The organism is Nocardia sp. NPDC003999, from assembly GCF_053604885.1.
In genome coordinates this window covers 388,614-413,005 of sequence record NZ_JBSGIB010000004.1, presented here as the reverse complement: position 1 = coordinate 413,005, position 24,392 = coordinate 388,614, and the positions used below count along the sequence as shown (strand labels likewise).

Annotated in this window: 22 protein-coding genes and 1 riboswitch; of the genes, 12 read left to right on the top strand and 10 right to left on the bottom strand. The window is 69.2% G+C overall.

From position 1 onward, the window contains the following. Window positions 1-138 precede the first annotated feature (138 nt). Genes ACWESM_RS12250 through ACWESM_RS12240 form a run of 3 tightly spaced genes read left to right on the top strand, consistent with a single transcriptional unit; the run spans window position 139 to window position 5,079 of the window. Window positions 139-1,503, top strand: a complete 1,365-nt coding sequence (locus ACWESM_RS12250; protein WP_355071578.1) for a hypothetical protein — start codon at window positions 139-141, stop codon at window positions 1,501-1,503. After that, window positions 1,500-2,483, top strand: a complete 984-nt coding sequence (locus ACWESM_RS12245) for a glutamate ABC transporter substrate-binding protein (RefSeq protein ID WP_397279499.1) — start codon at window positions 1,500-1,502, stop codon at window positions 2,481-2,483. The genes ACWESM_RS12250 and ACWESM_RS12245 overlap by 4 nt, the downstream gene beginning before the upstream one ends. Before the next feature lie 7 nt (window positions 2,484-2,490). Beyond that, entirely contained in the window at window positions 2,491-5,079 is a 2,589-nt protein-coding gene (locus tag ACWESM_RS12240) for a tetratricopeptide repeat protein (RefSeq protein ID WP_452491675.1), read from the top strand. On the opposite strand, the gene ACWESM_RS12235 is transcribed toward ACWESM_RS12240, so the two are convergent. Both ACWESM_RS12235 and pta read right to left on the bottom strand, forming a co-directional pair. Continuing rightward, entirely contained in the window at window positions 5,076-6,281 is a 1,206-nt protein-coding gene (locus ACWESM_RS12235) for an acetate kinase (RefSeq protein ID WP_452491673.1), read from the bottom strand. The two genes, ACWESM_RS12240 and ACWESM_RS12235, sit on opposite strands and share 4 nt — an antisense overlap. A gap of 102 nt (window positions 6,282-6,383) precedes the next feature. Then, complete coding sequence (gene pta, locus ACWESM_RS12230; RefSeq protein ID WP_397279495.1) at window positions 6,384-8,456, bottom strand: phosphate acetyltransferase; 2,073 nt, start codon at window positions 8,454-8,456, stop codon at window positions 6,384-6,386. A 139-nt stretch (window positions 8,457-8,595) separates the two neighbouring features. On the opposite strand from pta, the gene ACWESM_RS12225 reads away from it, so the two are divergent. Next, window positions 8,596-9,102, top strand: a complete 507-nt coding sequence (locus tag ACWESM_RS12225; RefSeq protein WP_355071569.1) for a nitroreductase/quinone reductase family protein — start codon at window positions 8,596-8,598, stop codon at window positions 9,100-9,102. A 69-nt stretch (window positions 9,103-9,171) separates the two neighbouring features. Here ACWESM_RS12225 and fgd read toward each other — a convergent pair whose 3' ends face one another. Continuing rightward, window positions 9,172-10,182 (bottom strand): glucose-6-phosphate dehydrogenase (coenzyme-F420), encoded by a 1,011-nt coding sequence (gene fgd, locus ACWESM_RS12220; protein ID WP_355071568.1) that lies wholly within the window; start codon window positions 10,180-10,182, stop codon window positions 9,172-9,174. Between the two features lie 220 nt (window positions 10,183-10,402). Between fgd and ACWESM_RS12215 the strand changes: the two genes are divergently transcribed. Next, complete coding sequence (locus ACWESM_RS12215; RefSeq protein WP_355072115.1) at window positions 10,403-11,161, top strand: HAD-IIA family hydrolase; 759 nt, start codon at window positions 10,403-10,405, stop codon at window positions 11,159-11,161. A 200-nt stretch (window positions 11,162-11,361) separates the two neighbouring features. Here the strand turns inward: ACWESM_RS12215 and ACWESM_RS12210 are convergent, their stop codons facing one another. Together ACWESM_RS12210 and ACWESM_RS12205 are read right to left on the bottom strand one after the other, a co-directional pair. After that, window positions 11,362-11,811, bottom strand: coding sequence for a MarR family winged helix-turn-helix transcriptional regulator (locus tag ACWESM_RS12210; protein WP_364424637.1), 450 nt, complete (start codon window positions 11,809-11,811; stop codon window positions 11,362-11,364). A gap of 50 nt (window positions 11,812-11,861) precedes the next feature. Continuing rightward, the gene (locus ACWESM_RS12205; RefSeq protein WP_356963476.1) at window positions 11,862-12,485 is read right to left on the bottom strand and encodes a type 1 glutamine amidotransferase family protein; all 624 of its coding nucleotides are present in this window, start codon (window positions 12,483-12,485) and stop codon (window positions 11,862-11,864) included. Window positions 12,486-12,573: 88 nt separating this feature from the next. Between ACWESM_RS12205 and ACWESM_RS12200 the strand changes: the two genes are divergently transcribed. Both ACWESM_RS12200 and ACWESM_RS12195 read left to right on the top strand, forming a co-directional pair. After that, the gene (locus tag ACWESM_RS12200; protein ID WP_355071565.1) at window positions 12,574-13,026 is read left to right on the top strand and encodes an RpiB/LacA/LacB family sugar-phosphate isomerase; all 453 of its coding nucleotides are present in this window, start codon (window positions 12,574-12,576) and stop codon (window positions 13,024-13,026) included. Between the two features lie 95 nt (window positions 13,027-13,121). Continuing rightward, window positions 13,122-14,624 carry a serine/threonine-protein kinase gene (locus ACWESM_RS12195; RefSeq protein WP_452491669.1) on the top strand — a complete coding sequence of 501 codons (1,503 nt, stop codon included), beginning with the start codon at window positions 13,122-13,124 and terminating at the stop codon, window positions 14,622-14,624. A gap of 11 nt (window positions 14,625-14,635) precedes the next feature. Here the strand turns inward: ACWESM_RS12195 and ACWESM_RS12190 are convergent, their stop codons facing one another. From ACWESM_RS12190 to ACWESM_RS12180, 3 genes are all read right to left on the bottom strand, one after another. After that, a complete protein-coding gene (locus ACWESM_RS12190; RefSeq protein ID WP_355071562.1) occupies window positions 14,636-15,850 on the bottom strand; it encodes an O-succinylhomoserine sulfhydrylase in 1,215 nt (404 codons plus the stop codon). After that, on the bottom strand, window positions 15,847-16,263 hold the full coding sequence (locus ACWESM_RS12185; RefSeq protein WP_452491666.1) for a rhodanese-like domain-containing protein: 417 nt from the start codon (window positions 16,261-16,263) through the stop codon (window positions 15,847-15,849). The genes ACWESM_RS12190 and ACWESM_RS12185 overlap by 4 nt, the downstream gene beginning before the upstream one ends. A gap of 14 nt (window positions 16,264-16,277) precedes the next feature. After that, window positions 16,278-16,394: riboswitch (SAM riboswitch) on the bottom strand. Between the two features lie 63 nt (window positions 16,395-16,457). Continuing rightward, the gene (locus ACWESM_RS12180; protein ID WP_355071558.1) at window positions 16,458-16,907 is read right to left on the bottom strand and encodes an Rv0361 family membrane protein; all 450 of its coding nucleotides are present in this window, start codon (window positions 16,905-16,907) and stop codon (window positions 16,458-16,460) included. A gap of 378 nt (window positions 16,908-17,285) precedes the next feature. Here ACWESM_RS12180 and ACWESM_RS12175 point away from each other — a divergent pair, with 378 nt between their 5' ends. Then, complete coding sequence (locus ACWESM_RS12175) at window positions 17,286-18,749, top strand: FAD-dependent oxidoreductase (protein WP_364424645.1); 1,464 nt, start codon at window positions 17,286-17,288, stop codon at window positions 18,747-18,749. Window positions 18,750-18,833: 84 nt separating this feature from the next. Continuing rightward, the gene (locus ACWESM_RS12170; protein ID WP_364424647.1) at window positions 18,834-19,709 is read left to right on the top strand and encodes an amidohydrolase family protein; all 876 of its coding nucleotides are present in this window, start codon (window positions 18,834-18,836) and stop codon (window positions 19,707-19,709) included. A 3-nt stretch (window positions 19,710-19,712) separates the two neighbouring features. Here ACWESM_RS12170 and ACWESM_RS12165 read toward each other — a convergent pair whose 3' ends face one another. Continuing rightward, a complete protein-coding gene (locus tag ACWESM_RS12165; RefSeq protein WP_355071554.1) occupies window positions 19,713-20,210 on the bottom strand; it encodes a DUF456 domain-containing protein in 498 nt (165 codons plus the stop codon). 191 nt (window positions 20,211-20,401) lie between these two features. Here ACWESM_RS12165 and ACWESM_RS12160 point away from each other — a divergent pair, with 191 nt between their 5' ends. Beyond that, complete coding sequence (locus ACWESM_RS12160; RefSeq protein ID WP_355071553.1) at window positions 20,402-21,499, top strand: CaiB/BaiF CoA transferase family protein; 1,098 nt, start codon at window positions 20,402-20,404, stop codon at window positions 21,497-21,499. Between the two features lie 314 nt (window positions 21,500-21,813). On the opposite strand, the gene yczR is transcribed toward ACWESM_RS12160, so the two are convergent. Further along, window positions 21,814-23,319: a MocR-like transcription factor YczR gene (yczR, locus tag ACWESM_RS12155; protein WP_355071551.1), complete on the bottom strand. Its 1,506-nt coding sequence runs from the start codon at window positions 23,317-23,319 to the stop codon at window positions 21,814-21,816. Between the two features lie 42 nt (window positions 23,320-23,361). Here yczR and ACWESM_RS12150 point away from each other — a divergent pair, with 42 nt between their 5' ends. Both ACWESM_RS12150 and ACWESM_RS12145 read left to right on the top strand, forming a co-directional pair. After that, complete coding sequence (locus tag ACWESM_RS12150) at window positions 23,362-23,715, top strand: hypothetical protein (RefSeq protein ID WP_452491665.1); 354 nt, start codon at window positions 23,362-23,364, stop codon at window positions 23,713-23,715. After that, a complete protein-coding gene (locus tag ACWESM_RS12145; protein ID WP_452491663.1) occupies window positions 23,708-24,343 on the top strand; it encodes a methylated-DNA--[protein]-cysteine S-methyltransferase in 636 nt (211 codons plus the stop codon). Before ACWESM_RS12150 ends, ACWESM_RS12145 begins: the two co-directional genes overlap by 8 nt. Window positions 24,344-24,392 lie beyond the last annotated feature (49 nt).

Sequence of the window (24,392 nt, the reverse complement as noted above, 5' to 3'; positions counted from 1 at the left end):
CTCCCAATCGGGGGTGTTTCACACGCCGCGGCGCCCGTACGACCACAATAAACTCCGCACCAACACGCACGGATCGATCGGATATCCGGTCCAGCCGTCGAGAAATCCGCGTACGCGGCCCAAACTGGGGAGGTGGACATGGCTAGCTCCGAGCCGACGACGGCCGAACTCCGGCCGTCGTCCGCGCCCGAGCCCGCCGGTCGGGACGATCCGGGCGGCCTGAGCGTCGCGGTGGTGCGCGAACGTCTCGACCTGACCAATCTGCGTTCGTTCGCCAATTCCTCACCGGGACGGCTGATCGCGCTCGGGCTGCTGCTCATCGGGTTGTGCCTGGCCGCGGGCTCGATGACCGCCGCGACGGTCGGTGACCGACAGCAGGGCCTGGATGTGTTGCTGCGCGACACCGAACCGGACGCGCATTCCGCGCTCCGGCTCTACACTTCGCTGTCGATCGCCGACGCAGCGGCGAGCACCGCCTTCATCTCCGGCGGGCTGGAGCCGCAGGCGGTGCGGGATCGCTACACGCAGGCACTGGGCGAAGCGTCGGCGGAATTGGTCACCCAATCCGACGCGGCGGCCGATCCGGATGCGCGGCTGCGCACCGGCATAGTCACCGGCCTGCCGGTGTACTCCGGTCTGGTGGAAACCGCACGGACGAACAATCGCAGCGGATATCCGGTCGGCGCCGCGTATTTGAGCGAGGCCTCCAACCAGATGCAGACGACGCTGCTACCTATGGCCGAGGAACTGCACAATCATCGCTCGGCGGCGGTGACCGCCGCGCAGCGCAACCACGTGCGCCCGCCGTGGTCCGCGATCGGCCTGCTGCTGCTCACCCTCGGCGTGCTGGTCTGGGTCCAGCGCGATCTGGCGCGACGCTGGCGGCGGGTGCTCAACCCGGGACTGGTGCTCGCGTCGGCGGCCATGCTGATCCTGCTCGCGTGGACGGTGATCGCGGGCTCGGTGTCGGCGGCGGCGATGATCAGCGCTCGCGACGACGGCGCGGTGCCCTCCTCCCGGTTGACCGAGAGCCGCATCCTGGTGCAGCAGGCCCGCGCCGCGGAGACCTTGAAATTGGTGCGCCGCGACGCGACCGGCGACTACGACCGCACCTACGACGCGGACATCGAACGGCTGGCCGATCTGATCGGCAAGTATCCCGGCTCCGCGCCCGCGGCGAACGAGATGCGCAATGCCGTGCCTGCCCTGGCGCGCTGGCGAGTGGCGCACCAGCGCATGAACGACGCGCTGGCGAAGGGCGATTTCAACAGCGCGGCCGTGGTGGCGACCGGACCCGGCTCGGCGGACGTCACCGTGCAGGTGGAGGCGCTGGACCGTTCGCTGGAGCAAGGCATCGCCGCCACCAGGGACACGCTGCGCGACAGGATCTCCCATGCGGCCCGCACCCTGGACTTCCTCGGCGCGGGCGCGATGGTGCTCGGCATACTGGCGGCAGGCTATGTCGGACTGGGCATCTGGCCCCGGCTTCGGGAGTACCGATGAGATCCGCGCGCGGCATTCTGGTGGCCACCCTCGTCGTAGTGACGCTGGCGAGCGGCTGTGCGAGCGATTCCGGCGCGCCGGTGTCGGGCAAGACGCCGAAGTACACCGATCCCCCGTTGCCTGCCAAGGCCGTTCCGGTGCTCACCGATTCGCCGGTCCCGCCGTCGCCGGGCACGTCGCGGTGCGGAGACCCGACCGCGAGCCTGCGTCCGACCGGAGCGGGCGCTGCCGCGCGCGGCGCGGCGATCGACGCGATCCGGGCGCGCGGCAGGCTGCTCGTCGGATTGGACACCGGCAGCAATCTGTTCAGCTACCGTGACCCGATCTCCGGCGCCATCGTCGGTTTCGACGCCGACATCGCCAGGGAAGTGGCCCGCGATCTGCTCGGCAGCCCGGATCTGATCGAGTTCCGCAGCCTCGGCTCCGCCGAGCGGGAGACGGCGTTGCAGAACCGCACCGTCGACCTGGTCGCCAAGACCATGACGATCAACTGCGAGCGCCGCGAGAAGGTCACGTTCTCCACCGTCTATCTGCGCGCCAACCAGCGGGTGCTCGCGGTGAAGAACTCCGGGATCCGCAGCCTGGCCGATCTGGCGGGCCGGCGGGTTTGCATCGTCTCGGGCACCACGTCGCTGGAGCACATGCGCCGCGACCAGCCCGCCGCGACCATCCTCACCGTGCCGAGCTGGGCCGACTGTCTGGTCGTGCTGCAACAGCGCCAGGTCGACGCGGTGAGCACCGACGACGCCGTGCTCGCAGGCCTGGCCGCGCAGGACCCGTACACCGAGCTGGTCGGCGGCAGCATCAGCGAGGAGCCGTACGGCATCGGCATCACCAAGGGCAACGACGACCTGGTCCGCTTCGTCAACGGCACACTGGAACGCATCCGCAACGACGGCACCTGGGTCGGGCTTTACCAGAAATATCTCACCGTTCTCGGCCCCGTACCCGCTCCACCCGCCCCTACGTATCAGGACTGACGGGTCGATGAGCACACGGCAGGTCCCCGAGCCCGACCCGGACGAGAACGCCGCGGTAGGGCCCGGCCCGGCCGCTGTGTTCGAGGGTGGATCCAGCGCGGCCGGGCGGCAGCAGAACGCGGCGGCGGCGAAACCGTCGCGTGGAGACCACGCGGACCCGCGACAACTGGGGGCACACGCCACGGGAACGGGGCGGCGCGCGGGTGTGGGCGAGCTGGACACGGAACGCGAACCATTGCCCGCGGATGCGGAACAGTCGGCGGAAGAGGCGGATTCGGACGCGACCCGATTGAACCGCCCGGAAACGGCATCGAGCACGGCCGCGTGGCTACGCGACCCCGCCGAAAGGCAAGAGACACCGGAACCGGGCGGAACCCAGGGCACGGCGGCGTACGCGGCGACATCGGATCAGACGCGACGCACGGATTCCGAACCCGCGTCGGCTCCGCAGCGCACCTCCGGACGCAGCGTGCGCACCGCGCGCACCCGGCCTGCGGTGCGGCGGCTCGGCGCCGGGCTGGTGCCTATCCCGACGGTGACGCCCGCGGATCCCCGCGACGCCGTGCTCACCAACGCGGTCGTCTCCGAAGGCAGGCGATTCTGCTGGCGCTGCGGCAAACCGGTCGGCCGGGCGACGGCGACCCGGCCCGCGACCACGGCGGGCACCTGCGCGACCTGCGAGGCGCCCTTCGACTTCCGTCCTACGCTGTACCCGGGCGACATGGTGGCGGGACAGTACGAGATCCAGGGCTGCATCGCGCACGGCGGACTCGGCTGGATCTATCTGGCGATCGATCGCAATGTCAGCGACCGCTGGGTCGTGCTGAAGGGCCTGCTGCACGCCGGTGACGCCGAAGCGCAGGCGGTCGCCATGGCCGAACGCCAATTCCTCGCCGAGGTGGCGCACCCCAGCATCGTCAAGATCTACAACTTCGTCGAGCACACCGGCGCGGACGGCACACCCGTCGGCTACATCGTCATGGAGTACGTCGGCGGCCGGTCGCTGCGCGACATCCTCGACTCCTACGAACGCCCGAAGCGCATGCCGGTCACCGAGGCGATCGCCTACCTGCTCGAGATCCTGCCCGCGCTGGACTACCTGCACTCGACCGGCCTGACCTACAACGACCTCAAGCCCGACAACGTGATGGTCACCGACGACCAGGTCAAACTGATCGATCTCGGGGCCGTCGCCACCATCGAAGCGTACGGAAACCTTTACGGCACCAGAGGGTTCCAGGCGCCGGAGATCGCGCGTACGGGCCCGACCGTCGCCTCCGACGTCTACACCGTGGGGCGCACGCTGGCCGTGCTCACCTTGAACATGCCTTCGGAGCACGGACGGTACCTCGACGGCCTGCCCGACCCCGCCGACCAGCCGGTGCTGGCTCGCTACCAGTGTTTCCATCGTCTGCTGCTGTGCGCCACCGACCCGGACCCGCAACGCCGCTTTCCCTCCGCCCGTGCGATGTCCGCCCAGATGTCGGGCGTGCTGCGGGAGATCCTCGCGCTGGAGACCGAGACCGAACACCCGCAGTTGTCCACCGTCTTCACGCCGCCGCGGTCCAGTTTCGGCACCGAGGAATTGATCAGTCAAACCGACGCCTACACCGACGGCCGCCCCCGCAGCAGCCTGCTCGACGCCCCCGATGTGGTGGCGGCGTTGCCGATTCCGCTGCTGGATCCGGCCGACCCGGCCGCGCCCCTGCTCTCGGCAGCCGTGCATCCCGAGCCCGCCCACGCGCTGGAGGCGCTGCGGCACGCACGTGAGCGAGCCGAAGCCGATCCCGGCAACGCCCCGGAGACGCTCGAGCTGGAACTCACCCTCGCCGAGGCGCGCGTGCGGCTCGATCTGCGCGAGTCCGCCACGGTGCTTGACTTGCTGGCGCGGCTGCCCGAACGGGAGTGGCGGGTGAGCTGGTTTCGGGGCATGGCCGAATTGCTCGACCGGGAGTACGAGCGCGCCTTCACCGACTTCGACGAGGTCTTCCGGGTGCTCCCCGGCGAACTCGCCCCCCAGCTGGCGCTCGCCGCAACGGCCGAACTCGTACTCCAGCATTGGGATTCGCCGGATCCCGAACAGTGGCGCAGCTATGCCGAGCAGGCTTACGAGACCGTCTGGCGCACCGACCGCACCGTGGTGAGCGCCGCCTTCGGGCTGGCCAGGCAGCTGGCGGCGGACGAGCGGGTGGCCGAGGCCGTGCAGGCGCTGGACGCCGTGCCCGCCGCGTCACGGCATTTCACCACCGCGCGGATGACGGCGGTGCTGCTGATGCTCACCGCCGCGCCGATAGCCGATCTCGACGAGGCCACCCTGCACATCTCGGCGTCTCGGATGCTGAGCCTGCCCGCGGGCGAGAGTCGCGCGGTGCAGATGCGGGTGCTGGTGCTCGGCGCGGCCCTCGCGTGGCTCCAGGCGGGCAACACGCCGAAGCGTCCCGATGCCACACTGTTCGGCGCGCCGTTCACCGAACGCGAACTCCGCGCGGGCGCCGAGACGGGCCTGCGCTCGCTGGCTCGTGGAGCGCCCAACCGCAGGCATCGCTACGCGCTCGTCGACCTGGCCAACCTCATTCGCGCGAAGACCTGGATCTAGCCGTCGACCACGTGCCGCGCGGCGCGGGCGATGGCCAGTTCCTCGTTGGTCGGCACCACGAGCACCGCGACCGGTGCGCCGGGCGGGGAGATACGCCGCGCGGCACGGTTTTCCGCGGTGTTGGCCGCGGGATCCACCTCGATGCCGAACGCGCCGAGACCGGCCAGGGCGTCGGCCCGCACCTGTGGGCTGTTCTCGCCGACTCCTCCGGTGAAGGTGATCGCGTCGACGCCGCCCAGGTCGATCAGGTACGCGCCGAGGTAGCGCCGCAGCCGATGGATGTACACGTCGTAGGCCAGCCGCGCGGCCTCGTCCCCGCCGTCGATGAGACGGCGCAGTTCGCGGAAGTCGTTCACGCCGGACAGGCCCTTGATCCCGGAATCCCGGTTGAGCAGCGTGTCGATCGCATCGATGTCCAGGTGCGCCGACCGCGCCAGATGCGCCACGATGCCGGGATCGAGATCACCGGACCTGGTGCCCATCACCAGGCCTTCCAGCGGCGTGAGGCCCATGCTGGTATCGATCGGACGACCGCCACGGATGGCCGACGCCGACGCGCCGTTGCCGAGGTGGAAGACGATCTGGTTCAGCTCGGCGGGGTCACGCCCGAGGAAGTCGGCCGCGCAGCCGGACACGTATTCGTGCGAGGTACCGTGGAAGCCGTACTTCCGAATGCCATGCGCGGCCGCCACTTTGGCGTCGATGGCGTAGGTCTTCGCGGCGGCGGGCAAGCCGTGGAAGAAAGCCGTGTCGAACACCGCGACCTGCGCCACGCCCGGCAACAGCGCCCGCGCGCTCTCGATCCCGGCGACGTTGGCCGGATTGTGCAGCGGCGCCAGCGCGGCTAGTTCGCTGATCGCGGCCACCACGTCGTCGTCGATCAGGGTGGGCCGGTAGAACACCTCGCCGCCGTGCACCACCCGGTGCCCGACCGCCCGCACGCCTTCGCGTACCAAGTCGTGGCCCGTCGCGGCGAACGTGTCGAAGATCAGTCGCAGCCCGGCGGCGTGGTCGGCGATCCGCTCGCGGCGCTCGGTGGTCGAGCCGTCGGCGCGATGCTCGATCCCACCTTCGTCCTCGCCGATCCGCTCGACCACGCCCGAGGCCGCGACCACGCCCGAATCCGGGTCCACCAGCTGGTATTTGATGGACGAGGAGCCGGAATTGATCACCAGCACCATGCCCTCGGCCGTCTTGCTCATCACGCCTCCCGTGTCCCGCGGTCGCGTCGCACTCGCTCGGCAACCACGATCACCACGCGCTTGTTCCGCGACGCGCCCGCGCCGCGACGGCGAACGCACCCATCAGCTGTCCTGCGCCTGGATGGCGGTGATCGCCACGGTGTTGACGATGTCGGCCACCAGCGCGCCGCGCGACAGGTCGTTGACCGGCTTGCGCAGACCTTGCAGCACCGGGCCGATCGCGATCGCGCCCGCGCTGCGCTGCACCGCCTTGTAGGTGTTGTTGCCGGTATTGAGGTCGGGAAACACGAACACCGTGGCGCGCCCGGCGACTTCCGAATCGGGCAGCTTGGCGTCGGCGACGGTCGGTTCGATCGCGGCGTCGTATTGGATCGGCCCCTCCACCGGCAACTTCGGTGCGCGCTCGCGCGCCAGCTTCGTCGCGACGCGCACCTTGTCCACGTCCGCCCCGCTACCGGATTCGCCGGTGGAGTACGACAGCATCGCGACCCGGGGCTCGATGCCGAAGCGGTCGGCGGTCGCCGCGGACGAGATCGCGATATCGGCCAGCTGCTCCGCGGTCGGATCCGGCACGACCGCGCAATCGCCGTACGCGAGCACCCGGTCGGCCAGGCACATCAGGAACACGCTGGAGACGGTGGAGACGCCTTCCACCGTTTTGATGATCTCCAGCGACGGGCGGATGGTGTGCGCCGTGGTGTGCGCCGCGCCGGAGACCATGCCGTCGGCGATCCCCTTGTACACCATCATGGTGCCGAAATACGAGATGTCGGCGACGGTTTCGCGGGCGCGCTCCAGCGTGATGCCCTTGTGTTTGCGCAGTTCGGCGTATTCGGCGGCGAACTCGTCCAGGTAGCCGGAGTTGCGTGGGTCGAGCACCTGCGCGGCGGAGATGTCCACCCCGAGTTCGGCGGCGCGGGCGCGCACCGCCGTCTCGTCGCCGAGGATGACCAGATCGGCGATCTTGCGCTGCAACACCCGTCCGGCCGCGCGCAGGATACGGTCGTCGTCGCCCTCCGGCAGCACGATGCGTTTGCGATCGGCTCGCGCGCGCTCGATGAGCTGGTATTCGAACATCTGCGGCGTGACCACCGGACTGTGCGGAACGTCGATGCGCCGCAACAGCTCCGCGGCGTCCACGTGTTCCTCCATCAGAGCCAGAGCGGTGTTCACCTTGCGTGGGTTGCCCGCGGACATGCGGCCCCGGCTGCGGTACGCGGCGCCCGCCGTGTCGTAGGTGCCGAGCTCGGTGGTGAGGATCGGCAACTTGGGTTTCAGGCCGGTCATGAGCCGCGCCACCGCGGGATGCGGCAGCAGGCCGCCGTTCATGATGATGCCCGACAGCGACGGAAAGCCCTCGGCCTCGTGCGCGTTCACGACGCTCAGCAGTACGTCGGACCGATCGCCCGGCGCGATCACCACCACGCCCTCGGTCAGCCGTTCCAGGATGTGCTCGGCGGTCATGCCGCCGACCATGACCTTCAGCGCCTCGCGGTGCAGCAATTCCGGGTCACCGCTGTACATCTCGCCGTCGATGGCGGCGCACAGCTCGGCCATGGTGGGGGCGATCAGCAAGGGGACCTCGGGCAGTGTCCAGGACGGGACGTCGAACCCGCCGAGCGCCGCGCTCACCTCGTCCAGCCGATGCGGGTCGCAGCGATTGGCGATGATGGCGACCAGCTGCGCGTGCTCGTGCGCCAGCTCCGACGCGCACAGTTCGGCCAGCTGCTTCACCTCGTCCGGAGTGCGCCCGGCGCCGCGGACCACCAGTAACACGGGTGCGCCCAGATTGACCGCGATCCTGGCGTTGAAGCGCAACTCGCTGGGGCTGGCCACGTCGGTGTAGTCGCTGCCGACCACCACCACCGCGTCGCACGCTTTGGCGACCTCGTGGAAGCGCAGCACGATCTCGCTGATCGCCGCGTCCGGATCGGCGTGCACCTGCTCGTAGGTGGTGCCGATCGCCTGCGCGTAGTCGATGTCCGCCGTGCTGTGCTCGAGCAGCAGTTCGAGGATGTAGTCGGGTTCGGTGGTCGAGCGTGTGATCGGCCGGAACACCCCGACCCGCGCGGTCGTCGCGCACAGCGTCTGCAGTACCCCGAGGGCCACCGTCGACTTACCGGTGTCGCCTTCGGGAGAGGCGATGTACACGGCGGATGGAGCGTTGTCGGCCATGTCCCAGAGCTTAGTGAACCAGCGGCAACCGGAACCCGCCGCGCGACGATCGTCACCCACCGGGGCCTGCTCGGCGAGGTTCGATACGTGCTGGCGCGAAGCCGCCGAAGCCGATATCCCGGGCCGCTATAGTCCGGGCATGGCTGAGCAATTTCCGGACCGGCAGTGGGGTTCGCGGACCAACCTATTCGCTCGCGCGGCAAGCAGATTCGCGGCCACCAAGCCCGGCTCCCGACTCGTCCGGGCCCTCACGCCACTGGACCGGGCGGTCCTGGAGCGCACCCATGCCAAGTACACCGTGCTCGGCCCGATCGGCGCGCCGGTCATCCTGCTGACGACGATCGGACGCAAGTCCGGCCAACCGCGCACCCAGCCGTTGTTGTACGTGCACGACGGCGACACGCTCTACGTGATCGGCAGCAACTTCGGCCAGGCGCACCACCCGGCCTGGACCACGAACCTCCTGGCCCACCCCACCGCGACGGTGGCGATCGCGGGCGAACGCATCCGGGTAACCGCCACCCCCGTCGAGACTCCCGACAAAGACGCGATCTTCCAACGCTTCGTCGACATCACCGGCGCCTACGCCGCCTACCGCTCCCGCACCACCCGCGACCTGCGCATCTTCGCCCTCCGCCGGGCGTGACTTCGCGAGTGGCACACCAGTGCGGCATCGGCCGAGAAGACGTATCCGTGGTGTGCCACTCGTGGACGGTCAGGCCAGAGCGCGGAGGCGGGGGGCCAGGTCGCGCTGGAAGAGGTCGAGGAAGCGGCGCTGGTCGTGGCCGGGGGCGTGGAAGACCAGGTGGTTGAGGCCCGCGTCGATGTAGGGCTTGATCTGGGCGACAGCCTCGTCGGGGTCGCTGGCGACGATCCAGCGCTTGGCGATCTGCTCGATGGGCAGCGCGTCGGCGGCGGCCTCCATCTCGATCGGGTCGGTGATGCTGTGCTTCTGCTCCGGGGTGAGCGACAGCGGAGCCCAGAACCGGGTGTTCTCCCTGGCCAGTTCCGGATCGGTGTCGTAGGAGAGCTTGATCTCGATCATCCGATCGATGTCGTCGACGCTGCGGCCGGTCTTCGCCGCGCCCTCCGCGACGGCGGGCATCAACTTCTCGGTGTAGAGGTCCATCCCCTTGCCCGAGGTGCAGATGAAGCCATCGCCCGCGCGTCCGGCGTACCGCGCGACCAGGGGGCCGCCCGCGGCGACGTAGATCGGGACACCGCCCTTGGGCACGTCGTAGATGGAGGCGCCGACGGTCTTGTAGTACTCGCCGTCGAAGTCGACGCGGTCGCCGGTCCACAGGGCGCGCATCAGGTCGACCGCCTCGCGCAGGCGCGCGAAACGCTCCTTGAACTCCGGCCATTCGCCGGTGTAGCCGGTGGCGATCTCGTTGAGCGCCTCACCGGTGCCGACACCGAGCATCACGCGATCGGGGTACAGGCAACTCATGGTGGCGAATGCCTGCGCGATCACCGCTGGGTTGTAGCGGAACGTCGGGGTGAGCACCGACGTGCCGAGCTGGATGCGCTGGGTGCGCTCACCGACCGCGGCCAGCCAGGCCAGCGAGAAGGGCGCGTGTCCGCCCTTGTGCCGCCAGGGCTGGAAATGGTCGCTCACGGTGGCGCTGTCCAAGCCGTGTTGCTCGGCCAGCACCGCGATCTCGACGAGTTCACGGGGACCGAACTGCTCCGCCGATGCCTTGTATCCGAGCTTGAGTCCGCTCATCTGCACGCTCCTCGCGTTTCGTTTCGCCGCCATCGCGATCCGTCATCGACAGTAGTCAACGCTGCCGCCCTCCGCGCCGACGGCCCGACGCGGATGATCTTCACAGCGGAGAACACCGCGGCGGGGGCGAAATGTTTCTGCGGTGGCGGCCGCGGGGCGGTAGCGGATAATGGCCCGCGTGAGCGCAGACGACGAGCCGATCCTGTCCTACTTGACCGATATGGACGGCGTGCTGGTGCACGAGGACCATCTGATTCCGGGCGCCGACAAGTTCCTCGCCGAACTGCGCGCCAACGAGACACCGTTCCTGGTGTTGACGAACAATTCGATCCGCACGCCGCGCGATCTGCAGGCGCGACTGCGGCACACCGGGCTCGACATCCCGGAAGAAGCGATCTGGACCTCCGCGCTGGCCACCGCCACCTTCCTGAACGAACAGCGCCCCAACGGCACCGCTTACGTGGTGGGCGAATCCGGCCTCACCACCGCACTGCACGAGATCGGCTACGTGCTGACCGACAGCGACCCGGACTACGTCGTCCTCGGCGAGACCCGCACGTACTCTTTCGAGGCCATCACCACCGCGATCCGGCTGGTCGAGCGAGGCGCCCGTTTCATCGCGACCAACCCCGACCCGACCGGCCCGTCCCGCGATGGCTCGCTGCCCGCGACCGGCTCGGTGGCCGCGCTGATCACGCGCGCCACCGGACGCGACCCGTACTACGTCGGCAAGCCGAACCCGCTGATGATGCGCTCCGCGCTGCGCCGCATCGGCGCACATTCTCAGTCGACGGTGATGATCGGCGACCGGATGGACACCGACGTGATCTCCGGCCTGGAAGCGGGCATGCGCACGATCCTGGTCACCTCGGGCATCTCCACCCGCGCGTCCTTCGAGGCCTACCCCTACCGCCCCACGATGGTGGTGGACTCCGTCGCCGACCTGATCGGGAAGACCGAGTCCCCGTTCGCCGACTGAGCGACACGTCCGGACCTGCGACGAACCACGCCGCCGCTGCCGCCTCCTCGGTCTCGGAAGCCCGCCGGGGACCAGGAACTCGGCGATCCGACAACAGCCGCTGCCCAGAGGCTCGGCGCGCGAAAAGCTTTCCGCGACCCGCACTTCCGCCTACGACGACGTACGCTGCGGTCGAACGCGATCGTCGTTGGTTGGCGCGGCTAGGCGCCGTCCGTGGTGATCGCGTCGATCGCGGCGGACAGCGTGGTGAGCACCTCGACGGTGCGCGCGAGCTGATCGCGGCCGAGTTCGTTTACGAGCCGTTCGGCCAGCACTTTGTGTTGCGGGTTGATGCGGTGCACCGCGGCCCGGCCCGCGTCGGTGACCGCGACGAGTTTCGCGCGCCGGTGGGCGGGATTGGGCTGGTATTCGGCGAGCCCTTTATCCACGAGCAGATCCGCGATGCGCTGGACGCTCTGGCGGGTGATGCCCATCTCGCGGGCGATGCCCGCGACGGGTAGCGGCGCACGCAGCACCGCACCGAGCACTTGCCACCAAGCGGCGGTCAGGCCCGCCGGTCGCGCCAGTTCCTCGGCCACGCCGAGGAACTGACCGTTCAAACGGAACGACGTGATCGCCGCCGCGGCGAACAATTCCTGTTCTGGGGTCATGCGTCGCCTCCCGATGCCGGCGATCCGGTCGGATCACCGACGATTCTCGCTCACGCGTGCTGCGCGTCGTATTCCGCCAGCACCGCCCATCCGGCCGGATCGGAGTGCGCGTACAACGCGTACCAGCCATCCAGCACGTGCGGCTCGTACACGCCGAGCCTGCCGAGCACCTCGCGCGCGAACTCGAACGGCGCGCTCGCCCCGGCGGTGATGACGTCACCGTCGGTGACGGCCGGTTCGTCGACGTAGTGGTGCGCACCCGAATACCCGCTGTAGCGAAGGTATTCGGCGACGTTGCTGGTGTGCTCGCGAGTGTCGAGCAGACCCGCCTTGGCCAAGCCGAATGTCGCACCGCACATCGCGGCGACCGGAACACCGGCGTCCACGAACTCGCGTGCCTTGTGCGCGAACGGATCCAAGTGCGGCCCCTCCCAGGTGTCCGCGCCCGGCAGGATCAACATCGCGCTGTCCGCGGGGGTCAGCTCGGCGAGCACGACATCCGGCACGATGCGCATGCCGCCCATCGTCGTGATCGGCTCCACGGTCAGGCCGACCGTCTTCACCTGCCAGGTTCCCGGTTCCCGGTGCCAGCTCGGCTTGTTGATGTGCGCGGTCGCCGCGCCCACCTCCCAGTCGGCGAGTGTGTCGTAAACGGCCATGTGCACGGTCTTCATCACGACAGTATGCTGTCATATTTGACAGCATACTGTCAATGCGAACGATCGTCCGCACTGCCCGCGAACCGGCAACTACGCTGAACGCATGCGAATTTCGGTGGCGGCGGACGAGCGGGTCGGAGTGGCCGCGGAACTGGTCGACGAACTGGGCAAGCGCGGCCACCAACTCGTGTTGCACGGCGCGCTGTCCGACGAGGAACGCGACGACTGGGCCTGGGCCAGCGAAGCGGCCGCCCGCGATGTCGCCTCCGGCCACGCCGACCAAGCCGTCGTCTGCTGCTGGACCGGCACGGGCGCCTCGATCGCGGCCAACAAGGTCGCAGGTGTCCGCGCCGCACTCTGCGCGGACGCCTCGACCGCGGCGGGCGCCCGCACCTGGAACGACGCCAACGTCCTTGCCCTGAGCCTGCGTTCGACCTCCAGCGCCGAGCTACGGGAGATCCTCGACTCCTGGTTCACCACCGAACCGAGCTCGTCCCCGGACGACCGGGCCAACATCGCCCATCTCACCGACATCGAGCGCACCGCCGATGCCTGACGAAGCCTTCTCCGCGTAACGTGCGGCGTCGACAGCACGAAAGCGGACGCCCTCCCGCCCGCGATGGCGACGAAACCCGGCGATACGGTCGAGGCATGTCCGTGCAGAGCGCCGGTGGCACGTTCGGGAACTACTCGCTCGAACGCTTGCTGGGTCGTGGCGGCATGGGTGAGGTGTGGTTGGCACACGACCTTGAGGGCCGCGCCGTGGCGCTCAAGGTGCTGTCCGCGGCGTATACCGCGGATTCGCTCTATCGGCAGCGCTTCGAGCGGGAGGCGCGGTTGGGCGCTCGGGCGCGCGACCCGCACATCGTGCCCATCCACGCGTTCGGCGAGGTCGACGGCCATCTGTTCTTGGAGATGGCCTACATCGATGGCGTCGACTTGGGCACCCGGCTGCGATCGGGCGCGCTGCCGCCGGATCGGGCCGTCGACGTCATCGCCCAGGCCGCCGAGGCGCTGGACGCCGCGCACGCGGCCGGACTCGTGCACCGCGATGTGAAGCCGGGCAACATCCTTCTGCACACCAGCGGTTTCGTATATCTGATCGATTTCGGTATCGCCCGCGCCGCCGACGGCACCGCGCTCACCGCCACCGGGCTGGTGGTCGGCACGCTGGGGTACATGGCGCCGGAGCGATTCACCGGCACGGTCGATGCCAGGTCGGATGTCTATTCGCTGGCCTGCGTGCTCTACGAGACCCTCACCGGACAACCGCCCTACGGCGCGGGCGATCCGGCACAACAGATGCGGGCGCATCTGATGGCCGAGCCGCCGCGCGCCTCGCGGGCAGCCCACGGCGTCCCGGCCGCACTCGACGACGTCATCGCCCGGGGAATGGCCAAAGAGCCGGACGCACGCTATGGCAGCGCGGGGGAACTCGCCGCGGCGGCGTCGGCCGCTCTGGCCCGGTCCACGGTTGGGCGACCAGTCCCGCCTCTCCCGGCACCGGCCGCCCGCCCGCGAACTCGCGTCATGACCGCCGCCACTGCGGCGCAGCCGACGCCCGAGGTACGTTCACCCGCTCCGACCGGGCAGCTCCATCGTCGGCGAAAGCGCCGATGGATACCCGTCGCCGCAGGGGCGGCGCTCGTCGCCGCGGCGGCGTTGTGGCTGCTGGTAGGCGGCATCGGGTCCGCGCCCGTCGCGGGTCCGACGACCCGCGAAACCGCTACGCCGACCGATACTCCGCTGCCCCCGACCGGCGGACAACCCGCGAATCCGGGTACTGCCGTGCGCGACGGAAACTTCGCTTTCACCGTGACCGATGTGGGCTCCGGCGGCGGTTCCCGAACCATCGTCACGCTGACGGTCACCAACGTGTCCGACCGCGACCAAGTCCTCGACATCACCGGTCAACGGCTGGTCACCACCGCGGGCCGCTCCGTCGCACCCGACGCGGCGGCCACCGCCGGACTCAACCCGCCCGGCGACGATTTCGCACGCATCGCGCCCGGCCGCGCCGGCACGATCCGGCTGGCCTTCGACCTGCCGGGCAAGAACAAGAACGGCAAGAAGAACGACAAGAAAGACGACGTTCCGAGCCACTTGATCCTGCACGGTGCACCGTCTTCACCCGGCGTCACCATGCCGATGTGACCGATCCCTGCTCAGGCGAGGGCTTGGTCGAGATCCTGAAGCAGGTCTTCCACGTCCTCCAGGCCCACCGAGATGCGGACGACGCCGTCGGACAAACCGATGGTGGCCCGGCCTTCGGGGCCCATGGCGCGGTGTGTCGTGGTCGCGGGGTGGGTGATCAGGGACTTGGCGTCACCGAGGTTGTTGGAGATGTCGACGATGCGCAACCGGTTCAGGACTTCGAACGCGCGCTTCTTCGCCTCGTTCTCGGGTGCGTTCAGCTCGAAGGTGACCACGGTGCCGCCGCCGCTCATCTGGCCCGTGGCCAGCGCGTACTGCGGATGCGAATCCAGGAACGGGTATCGCACCCAGCTGACGGCCGGGTTGCTCTCCAGGAAGCGGGCGATCCGCAGCGCGGACTCCGTCGAATGGCGCACCCGCAGCGGCATCGTCTCCAAGCCTTTGAGCAGCGTCCACGCGTTGAACGGGCTCAGCGCGGGGCCGGTGTGGCGCATCAGCGTCTTCACCGGGCCGTCGATGTAGTCCGTGGCGCCGAGGATGGCGCCGCCCAGCACGCGGCCTTGCCCATCGATGTGCTTGGTGCCGGAGTAGACCACCACGTCGGCGCCGAGTTCGAAGCCGCGTTGCAGCAGCGGAGTGGCGAACACGTTGTCCAGCACGACCTTCGCGCCTGCCGCGTGCGCCAGCTCGCTCACCCGCCGCACGTCGACCAACGTCTGCATCGGATTGGCGGGCGTCTCGAAGAAGACCGCCTGAGTGGGCACGGACAGCGCCTGTTCCCACTGGTCCAGATCCTCGCCGTCGACGAAGACGGTCTCCACGCCCCAGCGCGGCAGTATCTCGTTGCACACCACGAAGCACGAGCCGAACAGGCTGCGCGCGGCGACGAGCCGGTCGCCGGCGCCCAGCAGCGCGCCCAGCGCGGTGAACACCGCGGCCATGCCGCTCGCGGTCGCGAAGCACGCCTCGGCGCCGTCGAGCAGGCGCATCCGCTCCTCGAACATGGCCACCGTCGGGTTGCCGTAGCGGGAGTAGACGAAATGTTCGACCTCGCCGGTGAACGCGGCCTCGGCGGCCTCCGCGCTCTCGTAGACGAAGCCGGAGGTGAGGTAGAGCGCCTCGGCGGTCTCCTCGAAACCGGAGCGCCGCAGCCCGCCGCGCACGCCGAGCGTCGCGGGGCCGACGCTCTCGGGCAACGGCTTGTCGAACGCGCCGCCGGTGATCACGACTGCCGCCAGGGCAGTCCGAGGGCACGCCAGCCGGAGCCGCCGCGATGCCCGAATTCGTCGAGCGGGCCTTCGAAGCCCTCCAGCACGTTGTAGGAGGTGCGGTAGCCCGCCGAGGTGGCGGCGATCGCCGCGCCCACCGAACGCTGACCGGAGCGACAGAGGAAGACGACAGGAGCCTCGGGATCATGGCCGTCGAGCGCTTGCTTCAGCTGCTCGACGAACGTCTCGTTGCGCGCCCCCGTGGAATCGACCCACTCGATCAGCACGGTCGGCCGTTCGATCGGGCTCGTGTCGGGGACTCCGACGAATCTCCATTCCGCTTCCGTCCGCACGTCCACCAGGACGGCTTCCGGATTGTCCCGCAGCAACTCCCAAGCCTGCTGAGCGGTGATGTCACCGGCATAACTCATGTGCACCTCCTGCGAATCCGCACTTGCCGCGCCCGGGACCAGGGCGCCGCCAGGTCGTCACCCGGAGCACCCCACCGCGGAGGAGGGTTGCCGACCAGCAATGCCGGGGCTTGACACTGGTTCTCATGACCTTCGACTGAGATTGCACCGACCCGGGTCACCGTGTCAAACGGTGACGCACCCTGCGCGAACGCTCAGGTGCATACCAGCCACTTGTCGCCGGATCTGGCGAGAATCCAGGTCGTCGTCTTCTCCTGCCCGTCCACCTTCGTGGTGACGGTCGCCTTGCCCCGGTCGCCGTCCACCATGGGCGGGTCGATTTTCGTGATCTCGACGGGCTTTCCGGCGCCGTCCTGGCCCGCCAGCGGTGAGTGGGCGGCGTCGAAGCCCTGGCACGCGGTGCCGGGCGGCGGCACGGCGTCGCTGCGGTTGGCACCGTCGACGAAGTTTCGGACGGCCGCCGTGATGCGGTCGGCGTCTGTGACATTTTTCTCAGCGGGCGACAGCACACCGCCGAGCACGATCGCGATCAGCACGATCGCCGCGACCACCGCGGCGGCGACGAACGGGACCACCGAGCGTTTATCGGTCTGATCGACCCGGATGATCTCGTCCTCGCCCGCGGTCGGCTGCTGTTCGGTCATGGCTCGATGATCCCTGGTCGGCGCCGGTATCGAGCGCTCGACCCCGGGCAATACACCGGCGCGGCGCCGACCAGGGGCGAGCGGCGGCGATAGACCGCGCGCGAGCGGGTAAGCGGCAATCGTGGCTGTCGATGGCATCCGTCGAGTTCACGCACCGACGCGGGGCGGCGTCGGCCATCCCGATAGAATCGCGGGACGGCGGCCTGCTGTCATAGCGAATCGGCAGCTCTACGCCGCGGCGAACGGAGCACCGTGCAGCCACGAGCCGGCGACGCCGGCGTCCGCACCGGACGGGTGCGACCGAGCCGGTGCGTCAACTTAGCCTAAGCTAAGCCCGACGTCATTAATTGTTTCGACCATAAAGGTGCGCGTAAAGAGATGACCGAACAGAGTGCAGTAGAGGATGGCGGTGTCCGCGAGCCCTCCGTGGTGACGCAGGCTTCCTCCTCCGGGCCTGACGCGCACACCGCGAAGACCCGCCCGCTCCGCATCGCGATCGTGGGCGCCGGACCGGCCGGGATCTACGCCGCCGACGCCTTGATGAAGTCCGATGCCGAGGTGTCGATCGACCTCTACGAGCGCATGCCCGCGCCGTTCGGCCTGATCCGCTACGGCGTCGCGCCCGATCACCCCCGCATCAAGGGCATCATCACGGCCCTGCACAAGGTCCTCGACAAGCCGCAGGTGCGCCTGCTCGGCAACATCGACTACGGCACCGACATCACCCTCGACGACCTGCGGGCCTTCTACGACGCGGTGATCTTCTCCACCGGCGCCAACGCCGACCGCGCCCTGCCGATCCCCGGCATCGACCTCGACGGCTCCTACGGCGCCGCCGACTTCGTCTCCTGGTACGACGGCCACCCCGACGTCCCCCGCACCTGGCCGCTGGAGGCGGAGAAGGTCGCCGTCCTCGGCGTCGGCAACGTCGCCCTCGACGTCGCCCGCGTGCTGGCCAAGACCGGCGACGAACTGCTGCCGACCGAGATCCCGCCGAACGTCTACAAGGGCCTGGTGGCCAACAAGGCCGTCGAGGTGCACGTCTTCGGCCGCCGCGGTCCCGCGCAGGCCAAGTTCACCCCGCTGGAACTGCGCGAGCTCGACCATTCGCCCACGATCGAGGTCATCGTCGACCCCGAGGACATCGACTACGACGAAGGCTCCGAAGCCGCGCGCCGTCACTCCAAGCAGGTCGACATGGTCGCCAACACGCTCGAGCAGTGGGCCATCCGCGACGCGGGCGACCGGCCGCACAAGCTGTTCCTGCACTTCTTCGAATCCCCCGCCGAGATTCTCGGCGAGAACGGCAAGGTCGTCGGCCTGCGCACCGAGCGCACCGAGCTCGACGGCACCGGCAACGTCAAGGGCACCGGCGTGTTCAAGGACTGGGACGTGCAGGCGGTGTACCGCGCCGTCGGCTACTTGTCGCAGAACCTGACCAACCTGCCGTTCGACGACCAGGCCGGCACCGTGCCGAACGAAGCGGGCCGCGTGCTCATCGACGAGAACGCCGACGGCGCCGCGCGCTACCTGCCCGCGACCTACGTCACCGGCTGGATCAAGCGCGGCCCGGTCGGCCTGATCGGCCACACCAAGGGCGACGCCAACGAGACCATCGCCTGCCTGCTGGACGACGCTCCCGGCTTCACCCCGGCCGAGCGGCCCGACCCCGAGGCCGTCATCGAGTTCCTCGAAGGCAAGGGCATCCCGTTCACCACCTGGGCCGGTTGGTACCGCCTCGACGCGCACGAACGCTCCCTCGGTGAGCCGGAGGGCCGCGAGCGCGTCAAGGTCGTCGAACGCGAGGACATGCTGCGCGCCAGCGAACCCCACAAGGTCTGATCACCCCGCAGTGACCCCCTCCGCCGCCATCGCGACACCCCTGCTGTGGCAGCGGAAAATCCGACCCTGAGGCATTCTGTACAAGTGTTCGATGCCCACCTGCACATTTTCGACCCGCGGTTTCCGCTGGCCGAGAACGAGGGCTACCTGCCCGACCCATTCACCATCGCCGATTACCGGAAGCGCATGGCGCGCTACGACGTCACCGGCGGCGCCGTGGTCAGCGGGTCGTTCCAGGGCACGGACCAGACCTACCTGAAGGCCGCCCTCGCCGAACTCGGCGAGGGCTGGGTCGGCGTCACCCGGCTCGATCTCGACGCCTCCGACGAGGAGATCCTCGAACTGGACCGGATCGGTGTGCGCGCACTGCGTTTCAACCTCAAGCGCGCGGCCACCGACATCGCCGGAATGACGTTGCAGGCGCTGCGCGCGTACGAGCTGGCCGGCTGGCACGTCGAGGTCTACATCGACGGCACGATGCTGGCCTCGTTGCAACCGGTCATCTCCAAGCTGCCCGCGCTGTCGGTCGACCATCTGGGCATGTCCGCCGAAGGGCTGCCCTTCCTGCTGGACCTGGTCGACCGCGGAGCCAAGGTCAAGGCGACCGGTTTCGGCCGGGTCGCGATGAACGTCGCCGACACGCTGCGCCGCGTGCACGCGGTGAATCCGGAAGCCCTCATGTTCGGCACCGATCTGCCCGGTACCCGAGCCGGACGTCCGTTCCGGGACTCGGACGTGGATCTGCTCTGCGACGTGGTGGGCACCGACATGTACGCGGTGCTGGAGGACAACGCGCGCGCGTTCTATCGGCTCCCGGCCCGCGAGCGCGTCGTCCGCGAGGAGCCGGCCCCCACGCTGCCGCTGTACCGGCCCGAACCGCCGACCCTCCGGCTGCGCCGCGACGAACTCCCGGGAAGCCGCGCGGGCGACACGATCCCGTTCCCCGCCATCGATAGGTAGCGCTCAGACGGCGAACACACCGGCGAGCCACACACCGGTGGCAAGCAACGCGCCGAAGAGTTCGATCAGGATGGACAGTCCGACGCCCTTCAACGCGTGCACGGTCGCCTGCCACGCCTGCCGGTTGACGCGCAGCCGCTGGAGTTCCCAAAGATAAACGCCGAGAACGAAGCCCACGAACAGGCCGATCACCGGAATCACGAAGAAGCCGATGACGCCGAGTATCGCGCCGAGCAGGACCGCGCGGTTGGACACTCCCGCGTCCTTCATCCTGCGCCCCGGCCAGGTGTATTTGACGACGCCGGAGAGCACCAGCAGCACCGTGCTGATCGCGAAAACCGTCCAGGCCGTGGCGCCCCCGGTGAGAAAGGCCCAGACGGCGATGGCCGCGAAGATCAGGATGACGCCCGGCAGGATCGGCACGACGATGCCGACCAGACCGACCAGAATCGCGAGACCGGCGAGAAGGTTGTACCACCCCTGATCAGACAGCGCTTGCACACGTGCAGCCTAGGACCGGGCGACCGAACGGGCGACTCGTCGTCGAACCCGTCGTCCATCCGTCGTCCGGGTATGCCCCCGGCTCCGGCCCCGGCGTTATTGTCATACTGTCAATACAACCCTCCCGGCCGTGTTCGGGAGGACGCGCCGGACCGCCGGTGCGCTGGATCAACGACGAACCGAGGTAGGGCGTGAGCACTCCATCCACCGCCAAGCAGGGCCCGCTCGCGGGCATCAAGGTCATCGAGCTGGCCGGGATCGGTCCCGGTCCGCACGCCGCGCTGCTGCTCGCCGATCTGGGCGCCGACGTGGTGCGGGTGCAGCGTGCGGGCCAGCTGCCGGGCGGGTTCGACCGTCCGCAGCTGCGCGGCCGGACGATCGTCGAGGCCAACCTCAAGGACCCCGCCGACATCGAGAAGGTTCTCGGCCTCGTCGAGAAGGCGGACGTGCTGATCGAAGGCTTCCGCCCCGGCGTCACCGAGCGGCTCGGCATCGGCCCGGACGACGCGCTCGCCCGCAACCCGCGCCTGGTCTACGGACGGATGACCGGCTGGGGTCAGGAAGGCCCGCTGGCCGATCGCGCCGGACACGACATCAACTACATCTCCATCACCGGCGTCCTGCACGCCATCGGCCGCAAGGGCGAACGCCCGGTCCCGCCGCTGAACATGGTTGGCGATTTCGGCGGCGGCTCGATGTTCCTGGTGTTCGGCATCCTCGCCGCGCTGGTCGAGCGGCAGCAGTCCGGCAAGGGCCAGGTGATCGACGCGGCCATGGTCGATGGCGCCCTTGCCCTTTCGCACATGATCTGGGGCATGCGCGGCGCGGGCGCCTGGTCCGATGAGCGTGGCGTGAACCTGCTCGACACCGGAATGTCGTTCTACGACACCTACGAAACCTCCGACGGCAAGTACATGGCGGTCGGTGCGATCGAACCGCAGTTCTACGCCCAGTTGCTCGCCGGACTGGAGATCGAGGCGGACGGCCTGCCCTTCCAGCTCGACCCCGCCGGTCAGGAAACGCTGAAAAAGCTTTTCGCCGAGCGTTTCCGGACCAAGACCCGGGACGAATGGGCCGAGATCTTCGTCGGCACCGACGCGTGCGTCTCTCCCGTGCTGACATTCGACGAGGCGACGCGAAACGAGCACATCGCGGCCCGCGGCTCGCTGCTGGAGCTCGACGACATCACCCAGCACGCCCCCGCGCCGCGATTCTCCCGCACTCCGAACGGGATTCCGACCCCGCCGCCCACCACCGCCACCCCGATCGAGACGGTCTGGGCCGACTGAGCGCCGAGCGGGGTGGCATGGCGCCACTCCGCTTCGCGGCTGATAATTGAAACTTTTAACATACCAACCGGTTCGACAGTTCGGCACCGGGCCTGCCATACTGTCCGCGAGCAGGTGGCTTTCGAGAATCGCGAACCTCGTCCGGTCCGCTCCTTGACCGCTGCTCGAGCTGGAGGCCTCCGCGCCGTGCGAGCTTCTGCACACCGCCCGAGCACGACGAGGGCCAGCCCCGAGGGGTGGCCGGCCGATCGTGCTCGGCGGTGCTCGGAGGGGACATACCGCCTGCGGAGGCTCTCCCCAGCGACGAAATCGCTTCAGTAGCAGGTCAACGGCGTCAACGGGTCGGCGGCGCGTGGCGTGAGCGCCATATAGGCGGACGCGATGGCCTTGACCGCCAAACGCAATTCGGGTTCCTGGTGGGTGAACGGCAGCCGCAGGAACCGTTCGAACGCGCCTTGCACGCCGAATCGTGGCCCGGCGGCGAGTAATACGCCATGGTTGGGAGCCGTGGCCGCCAGCGCCGTGGAAACCGAGGTCGGCAGCTGTGCCCACACCGACATGCCGCCCGCGCCGACGGTGACGCGCCAGTCCGGCAGTTCCTCGGCGAGCGCGTCGAGCAGCGCGGCACGCTGCGAACGCAACTGGTCCCGGCGACGGTCGAGGATCACCTCCGCGTGCTCGAGCAGGTGCACGGTGGCCAACTGGTCCATGACGGGGGTGCCGAGGTCGACCGTGGAGCGGATGCCGAGCAGCTTGGTGATCAGCGCCTGGTTGGTCCGGATCCAGCCGACGCGCAGACCGCCCCAGAACGATTTCGAGGCCGACCCGATGGTCACGATCTCGGATCCTCTGGCGAAAGCGGCGACCGGCGGCGGCGGGTTGTCCGCACCGAGCCCGAGATCCGCCATGGACTCGTCGATCACGATGGTCATCCTGGTGTCCCTGGCGATGGCGGTCAGTTCGGCGCGGCCGTCGGCGTCGAGCAGCAGGCCGGTCGGGTTGTTGTAGTCCGGCACCAGATAGGCCAGGCTGGCCGCGGTCTGCCGCGCGGCACTGCGGACGCCGTCGAGATCCCAGCCGCCCGCCGGGTCCTCCGGGCGCAGCGGCACCGGCACCGGCCTGGCGCCGACGTCGCGGATCGCCTCGATGGCGTTCGGGTAGGTCGGGTGGTCGATGAGCACGCGGGCCGCGGGCGCGGTGAGCACGTTCAGCAGCAGGCGCAGGCCGTGCTGAGCGCCGAGGGTGACCAGGATCTGATCGGGCTCGGTCGGCAGCCCGCGCGCGGTGTAGCGGCGGGCGATCGCCTCACGGAGTGCCAGCACACCGACCGGGTCCATGCCGTGCGTGCCGAGGTAGGCGGGAATGCCCTCCAGGGCAGCCGAATACGCGTCCTGCATCTCCAGCGGGGCGGCCATGGCGGCATAGGTCATGTCGACGGTGGGCAGTTCGGGCGAGCCCATCATGGCCAGGATGCTCCGCGCCGGCTTGACGCCGTCGTGCTGCACGTCGCGGGGCAGGGCCACCGTGCTGCGCGAGCCCTGGCGGCTGATCAGGTAGCCGTGCTCGCGCAACAGCGCGTAGGTGGAGGTGATGGTGGTGCGACTGACCCCGAGGGTGCCGGCGAGATCCCGTTCGCTGGGCAAGGCGACACCCAGCGGCGCGCGCCCGTCGTGGATCAGCAGCCGGATTCCTTCGGCGAGCGCCAAGTAGGCCGGGCGGGTGGAGCGCCGCCCGGCCGAATCCGGATCGCCGTCGTGCGCGTGCCGCCAATGGCCCAGATCGCGAGCCAGGCTGCCCGCGCCGATCACTCTTGTCGCCATACGGTCCAGTATCGGCCGATTGGATATTTATTGGCAAGGCCAGTGGCGCGCACCCTGACGGACATGATGCTCGCCACCCTGCTCCTGACCGCCTTGCTCGGCTGCCTGATCTACCGATTCGCGCCGGAACGCGACACGCGCACCTTTCGCCTCGAACGCTTCCACCCCGCGACACCGATGTCGGACCAGCCCCTCTCGTACTACGACCACCAGCGCCGATACTCCGATCTCGCGGCGATCTACGGCCGTGGCGACGTGCCGGACCCGGACCTGCCCAGTGGCACGAACCAGCCGGGAGCGGGTCGAGGTCACGGCTCATCGAAGGCCAGTTCCGGAAAACTGGCCTTCTCATTGCGAACTTGTCGGTCCCGCGGTGCAGACTTGGCTCATGAGTGACGCCACTCGCCTCGCCACCGATCGTCCGGCGACCGAGGCCGCCGAGCCCGTGGCCTCCGGCCCTCCCGCACCGGACCACCCGATCGTGGCGACGCTGTTCGACACCGCGATCGGCTGCTGCGCGATCGCCTGGAGCGAGCGCGGCGTGATCCGATTCCAACTCCCCGAGGCGAGCCCGGCGGCCACCCGCGCGCGCATCACGCGCGGTCGCGCGGGGCACCCGGGCGAGCAGATCCACGAACAGGCGCCCACCGAGGTCGTGGCCGAGGCCATCGCGGGCATCCGCGCCCACCTCGCGGGCGAACTGGACGACCTGCGCTGGATCGCCGTGGATACCAGCGGAATTCCGGAGTTCCACCGCGCCGTCTACGCCGTCACGCGCGCCATCGACCCGGGCCACACCCTCAGCTACGGCCAGGTCGCCGACCGCGTAGGCGCGCCCGGCGCCGCCCAGGCGGTCGGACAGGCATTGGGCCGCAACCCGATTCCCTTGATCATCCCTTGCCACCGCGTACTGGCCGCCGACCATGCTTTGCACGGCTTCTCCGCCCCCGGCGGCATCGACACCAAGCAGCGCCTGCTGAGCATCGAGCGCACACCTGGATTCGGCGAGCCCACCTTGTTCTGAACGACCATCACCGACCAGTGCGTCCTGTTCTCGGAGTCATGGATACGGC